Origin of the sequence: Amycolatopsis pretoriensis, from assembly GCF_900107925.1 — a bacterium.
GTDB classification, from domain to species: Bacteria; Actinomycetota; Actinomycetes; order Mycobacteriales; family Pseudonocardiaceae; genus Amycolatopsis; species Amycolatopsis pretoriensis.
The window spans coordinates 111899-118482 of the sequence record NZ_FNUJ01000018.1; the positions used below are offsets into that span (position 1 = coordinate 111899).

The 6584-nt window shown below is 65.1% G+C and carries 5 protein-coding genes and 1 pseudogene; 4 read left to right on the forward strand and 2 right to left on the reverse strand.

The window, feature by feature from the left end:
- Positions 1–4: 4 nt before the first annotated feature.
- Positions 5–301, forward strand: coding sequence for a hypothetical protein (locus BLV96_RS47120; protein WP_086678951.1), 297 nt, complete (start codon positions 5–7; stop codon positions 299–301).
- Between the two features lie 465 nt (positions 302–766).
- Here BLV96_RS47120 and BLV96_RS47125 read toward each other — a convergent pair.
- Positions 767–1967: pseudogene (locus tag BLV96_RS47125) on the reverse strand (IS256 family transposase).
- A gap of 264 nt (positions 1968–2231) precedes the next feature.
- Between BLV96_RS47125 and BLV96_RS50420 the strand changes: the two are divergent.
- The 3 genes from BLV96_RS50420 (at position 2232) to BLV96_RS47140 (ending at position 4079) form a co-directional block, all read left to right on the forward strand.
- Positions 2232–2447 carry a hypothetical protein gene (locus BLV96_RS50420; RefSeq protein WP_208608538.1) on the forward strand — a complete coding sequence of 72 codons (216 nt, stop codon included), beginning with the start codon at positions 2232–2234 and terminating at the stop codon, positions 2445–2447.
- Between the two features lie 149 nt (positions 2448–2596).
- Positions 2597–2734, forward strand: a complete 138-nt coding sequence (locus BLV96_RS50425) for a hypothetical protein (protein ID WP_208608539.1) — start codon at positions 2597–2599, stop codon at positions 2732–2734.
- Positions 2735–3881: 1147 nt separating this feature from the next.
- Positions 3882–4079, forward strand: coding sequence for a hypothetical protein (locus BLV96_RS47140; protein ID WP_086678699.1), 198 nt, complete (start codon positions 3882–3884; stop codon positions 4077–4079).
- A gap of 1078 nt (positions 4080–5157) precedes the next feature.
- On the opposite strand, the gene BLV96_RS49560 is transcribed toward BLV96_RS47140, so the two are convergent.
- Positions 5158–6584 (reverse strand): hypothetical protein (locus BLV96_RS49560; protein WP_208608540.1); only part of this gene is annotated, 1427 nt, incomplete at its 5' end.

Here is a 6584-nt window from a genome sequence, read left to right on the forward strand (position 1 = left end):
CACCGTGCGCACCTTTGACGCTCTTCTCGCCGACATCGACCGCGAGATCGCCGCCGACACCATCCCGACCGACGCGCCCGCACCGGTCGCCGCGTACCTCCGGGCACTACTCGCCCGCTACGCCCAATGGGCCACCAGCCAAGACGGCACCGTCACCGAGGTCATTCCCGCCGACGCGATCCGGCGCGAGCTGTCCCGCCTCACCACCTCCACCCAGCCCACAACCGGGCGCGAGGAACGCAACGGCCGTGCCTGCCACATCGGATGCAGGCACATCGATTGCGACGACCGCCTGTTCTAGCCAGCCCGCGCACGCAAAGCGGCCGCCGATCTCCGGATCGGCGGCCGCTTCGCTGTGTCGGCACAACTCGCAGACCGCGCAGGCGCCGGCAGACGGCGCCCGGGGCGCCTTAGTGCAGGCGCCGGCGCTCGACCGCAATTTCGGTCACCACCCCCACGCCCCACCAACACCATCCCGCCTACCGCACCACGCCCACCACCACACCCCAGCCCCACACCACCCCGCCACCCACTCACCCCGCCGACCACGCCACCGCCACCACCTCACCCATCCCACCCCCACCACCGCACACAGCACGTCTTGCAGACGTTCTGAAACCAGGTCCAATCGCATCTAATGCGAACACGCTCTGCGCTCCACGCGGCGTTAAGGCGGCGTTCGTGGAGCCCGCAGAAGGGGGCGTTGACACGGCCTTCGGGGTCCGGGTTCTGTCAAACGAGCGGTGTAACCCGGGGTTGAAGGGAACTACTCCCGTCCGGCGGCCAGGCGGCCGTCGAAGGCGAGCTCGAACGCGTTCAGCGCTGGGTTCCACCGCATGGTCCAGCGTTTGCGGCCGGCGCCGGCGGGATCCAGGCTCATGATCGCCATGTAGACGCACTTGAGCGCGGCCTGCTCGTTGGGGAAGTGCCCGCGTGTCTTCACCGCGCGGCGGATGCGGGCGTTGACGCTCTCGATCGCGTTGGTCGAGCAGATCACTCGCCGGATCTCCGGGGCGAAGGCCAGGAACGGCACGAACTCGGCCCAGGCGTGGTCCCACAACCGCACGATCGCCGGATACCGGCCGCCCCAGGCCTCGGCGAACTCGGCGAACCGATCCCGCGCGGCAGCCTCGGTGGGCGCGGTGTAGACCGGCTTGAGGGCCTTGGCGTCGCGTCCCAGTGCTGGCGGTCCGCGTAGCGGAAGCTGTTGCGCAACAGATGCACGATGCAGGTCTGCGTGATGGTCTGCGACCAGACCGCGGTGATCGCGTCCGGCAGGCCGGTCACGCCGTCGCAGACGACCATGAGCACATCGGCGACGCCGCGGTTCTTCAGCTGGGTGAGCACGTGCAGCCAGTACTTGGCGCCCTCGCCGCCGTCCGCCGGCCCATAAGGCCGAGGATGTCCCGGCGGCCCTCACACGTGACTGTCAAGGCGACGTAGATCGGCCGGTTGGCGACCTGCCCGTCACGGATTTTGACGTGAATGGGGTCGATGAAGATCGCCGGATACCCTGGGTCGAGGGGCCGGTTCTGCCACTCGACCATGCCCTCGATGACCTTGTTGGTGATCGTGGAGATCGTCCGCCTCGACACCTCAGCGCCAAAGACCTCGGCCAGATGCGCGGAGATCTCCCCGGTCGTGAGACCCTTCGCGGCCAGGAAGATCACCATCTCGTCCACCCCGCCCAGGCGTTTCTGCCGCTTGGCGGCGATCTTCGGTTCGAAGCTGGCGTCCCGGTCCCGCGGCACGTCGATCTGGACTGGCCCGCCGTCGGTGAGCACGGTCTTGGAGCGAGTGCCGTTGCGGGAGTTGCCGGTTCCGCGGCCGGCGGGGTGGTGCTTGTCATAGCCGAGGTGGTCGGTGATCTCGCCTTCGAGCGCGGACTCCACCAGCCGTTTGGTCGGCTGCGCCAGCACCCCGCCTTCGCCGGTCAGCGCCAGCCCAATGGCCTTCGCGCGGCTCATCAGCTGCGCCACGAGCTGCTCGTCCAGGCCATCCAGCCTGGTCTCGGACTTGGGCTTCAAGTCCTCAGCGTTCTCCACGCCGGTCATCATGTCGCTCATCAGGTGCACTTCCATGATCGGGAGTTACACCGCTCGTTTTAGAGTCCCGGGGTCCGAGCGTAGTGCAGGTCGGGACAGCGAAGGCTCGCATCGCATCAGATGCGAGATCATCGCACTGGATGCGACCAGGTGGAAGCGGGTTTGGTGGGATCTAACGATCGGTTGATGGGCTCGGCGGGCCTGTACCTGGCTGCGGGTGTGCCGCTTCTCCATCCGGAGGAGCAGGTGGTCGCGGCGATGCTGGACGGCTGGCGCAACCAGTTGCTGGCCCGGAACCTGGCGCGTTCGACATTCGAGAGCAGGCTGCGGGCGGTGCGGCAGTTCGGCAAGCATTGCGGCACTTACCCGTGGTTGTGGTCCCCGCAACTGGCGGACGAATGATTCGCTGACCTTCGTGCGGTCCGACACCTGTTACTGTCCACAACGCGCAACTACCAGGGCGCGCTAACCGGATTCGGCGCGTTCGTGACCGACCCGGCCCGTGGGAGACCCTCGAGTGCGAGCGCCGGTTCGGCACGCATCCGGTGCAGGTGATCAACGAGGTCAACGTCGCGGGCTCGGAGGCGGAAGCGAGCAAGTGCTCGTTCAGCCGCACGGAGCCGTTGGCGCTGTTCGACTACGCCGACGACGTAGTCGACCGCAAGCGAGAATCGGGACGCAAGGGCTAGCTGCCGGCGCTCCGGGACGCACGCGTTCAAAGTCGCCTACGACTTCGGGCCGCTGCGCAACGAGACGCGGATGCTCGACCTCATCGACTTCGGACGGTACCCGCACGGGCCAGAGTTCGGTAAGTACGGCGTGCTCGACGTCCGCCACGGTAAGGCGCAGAAGGGCCCGCCGCCGAAGCGGCGCAGCGTGCTATGCGTCTGGGACTGGGTCGCCGAGGTCGTCGAGCAGTGGTCGACCGAGGTGCGGCCGCTACTCGGCGCGGACGGCAGCCCGGCGCCGTGGCCGTCGGAGCGGGACTTGCGGTTCGGGAGCAAGCAGCTCAACCGCCAGCAGGCGACCTACCGCGACAAGCTCGGCCTGGACCCCGCGCTGGACTTCCACTCACTACGCCACGCACCTGATCGAGGACGGCCGGGACCCGCGGTTCGTGCAGGAGCCGGTCGGTCAGCTACAGCCAGTGGTTGCGCGAGATCATGGCCGAAACCGGCACATTCTAGATCACCGAGCTGGTGGAGCCGCTGCACGAACGCGGCATCTACCCGTCGGTCTCACAGGTGCACCGGCTGGCAATCTGCACGCCGGAGCGCTTGTCGCTGCAGGTTCTGGCCGCGTTGTGCGACATCTTCGCGACCGTGTCGCCGCTTCGTGAAACTGACCCTCACTGGTGGACGTCACTGGTGGACGTTGGGGGAAGACAGGCGTATGCGTCTTGTCTGCACCCCGGGCCTGCCGGATCATTGCCGGACTGACCGTGTCACCCAGCGGGGATGACCTGCCCGAGAGTTGCAGGACCCGGCAGCCCGGGACGTGCAGATCGGCCATAGGGCTATGCGCCAAGGCTTGCCGGCCCGGAGCGCCTCAGTGAGCGACCGACCGTCACGTCCCGGACCGGAGTGCTGATTTCCGTGGTCTGACGGAAAGGAGCACACCATGGAGGCTACGCCCGCGTTCGCCGGAATCGACTGGTCCTGGCAACACCACACAGCGTGCATCATCGACGCCGCCGGACACCGGATCGCCCGATACGTCGCAGGCGACCACCAACGACCGCCACAACCACAAGGAACGCGATGACCGCTTATGGCACCACGGACCCGAACCCGCCCGCACGAGAGCACTGACTTGGAGGACTGGCCGCACGCTGGCATGCCGCTGCACGATGCGACAGGTCTCACCGGATACGTCTACGCCGTCAAGTTCGCCAACGGATCGATCAAGATCGGCGAGACGAACAACGCGAAAAGACGCAACACCACCGAGCATTACGCGGACGCCGCGATGTTCGGGATCACGATTACGCGATCGCCGGTTTCCCCCTTGCACCACGAGCGCAAGGCCAACTAGGACGCATTGATCGTATAATGCGAGCAGCACGGCCAGCGAGCTGCGGGACGCGAACGGTTCACTGTTGTCGCCCTCGCCGACCTGCAGGCACGGTGAGAGCCCCGAGTACCGCGCAACGCCACCAGCACAGGCCATCGGCGACATCGACCTTGACCACATGAAGCCCTTGCGTCCGACGACGAACTTTGGACGATCGCTCAGGTCGCGGAACGTTTGGGTCTATCGCTGCGACGAACACGGCAGCTGCGGCGCCAGATGACCGGCTGGCTCCAGTACGGCCAAGAATTTAGCCGTACTGGCCGGACAGCTGCCTGACCGATCCACACCCGGTACAGCTGGAATGGTCCCCGCCCCAGCAGACGCTACTGCCATCGCCAGACGACCACACTATAGGCCAACCACGATGGCGAGCCGGAACGAAGGTGGGCAATGCAAACGGGTCGCATGAACCCTGATGGAATCCCAGATCATGCCAAGCCTTCCGGCCAGCCGCGGCGTCCGCGACAAGCTCCGATGATGTCACGATCATCCGTTGATAGGGAAGGCCCGGCCATCCCCGCCCCGGCAGGGTGGCCAACATCGCTCGTCAGCGACGTCTGCTACGATCTCGGCAAGCCATGGTTCGACATCGATGCGCGTCCTGTTCCAGCTGGGCATTGTCGCCATCTACGGTCCAGATCGCTCCACGGCCCGCGCTACGAGGGTCCCCGCAGGCAGCGCCTGCCGGATGGCCAGCTGTCAGGACGCGGTTCCGGCGGCTACTGCAGCCTGACTGGCATCGTCCAGCAGCGTCAGATCGTTCACTTCCGGTGACGCCCGTCGCCCGCGTCTTTGTTCGTAAGCAAGTCGTCAGCCACCGAAAGAACCACTGCATCTAATAGATCTCGGTCGCCCGCGAAACGATCTTTCCCGCCGATCGGCGAGGCGTTCGCGTATCGGACCGACTCTCTGTACAAGGCAGCTGGGTCGTGCTGGAACTGGACGAGGTCCTTCGCCCGTACAAGAGCCTTCGCAAAGCCGGAGAATCGACTACACCGGACTCGCGAAGAATCGCCGCCTTTTTTGCGGTAGAATCACGTCAAAGCGCATCACTCTTGCTCGATTCCCAGTCCGCGATCAGCCGGTCGAAGAATTCTGCCCGCTGCGGCGCTTCGCGTCGGAGCTTTTCACGATCCAAGAAATAGTACTTGGCCGCTTCGGCCATATCCTCTCGCTTATTGGTTGCACCGTACTTGGTAATGGGACGCTCGCCGTCGAACGTCGGATACCCCTCAGCGTCCCAATAGCCGGTATTTATGTTGAATTCAGACTGACGGTGCTTTACGAATTCGAGCACCCGCTTCGCCGCCTGGCCAGTAAACTCGTGCTCCCGGCGAACGAATATGTCAGGGTGCTCGTTGGCCAGCTGCGACAGGAACTCGGCACGCCGCGGCGAACGATTCGCAAATGCGCCAGGATCGCGGAGGTAGAACTTCAGCGACGTCTCAAAGTCGCTGGCGTCATCCATCGCGTTCAGACTTAGCGGCGGTTCGCCGTCGGATCTACGGCGCGGGTTTCCCTCAGCGTCCCAGCTACCAACGTGCTCCGTGTATTCGCCGAGGGCATAGTCGAGCAATCCGTGGGCTAGTTCGTGAACGACAGTGCCCTCAATGGCGCGTTCACCGCCGCCGAACTCTCTATTGAGCGTTCCCATCGCATAGAGGTTCACGGTGCCGTGCGAGTCCAAGTACTCCGCCCTAGCGCCAGCGGCGAGACGGCCGTTTTCAACCGCGAAGGTCACTGCTCCGAATGTCCGTACCTCTTGCTCAGCGTGCGCTCTGCTCGAACTAGCCCGGCGGTTTCCCAAGATAGGAGCGTAGTGCGATGTCGCAGCTTCAATCGCCCGTATCTCCTCGGCCTTGAACTCGCGTTCCTTGACCTTGGCCAGAACCGCCTGAGATGTTCTTGTGTTCGTTTCGTGCACAGCCCGCACGCCGAGCGCGGAATCCAGTTCGATGTCGGTATCACCTAGAACTCGCCCGGACTCGTGCTCCGCCCCCGGTTGCGAAACCGGGTCCGGTCCAGCGCCGTCCCGCACAGCTGCCGGTTCTGTACTCACCACACCCGAATCAGCAAACGACGACCCGTCCCCCCACGGACGATCCCCCTCCACCAGCGCGTCCCCGGCATCCACCGACAGACCCGCAGCCGCCTCGTCCACCTCACCAACCGTGGACAGTCGCCGCTCACGATCAGCACCGACAAGCTCCGCAACCAGACCACGGGCCAGCATCCTCGTATCACCGGCATTCCCACGCTCAAGAAGATCCCCGGCCAGCAGCGCCGCCAGATCGTCGCGCAAAGAACCGTCATCCAGGACCGTCTCACCGATCGACAACAACATCATACGAGCCAGCGAATGAACCCGAACCCACTCGCCAGAACTCTCAGCACCCGAATCACGCACCCGCGCCGCGCCACCACGAATACTCTCAACCGCAGCGCGATACGAGCCAGAACCCCTAC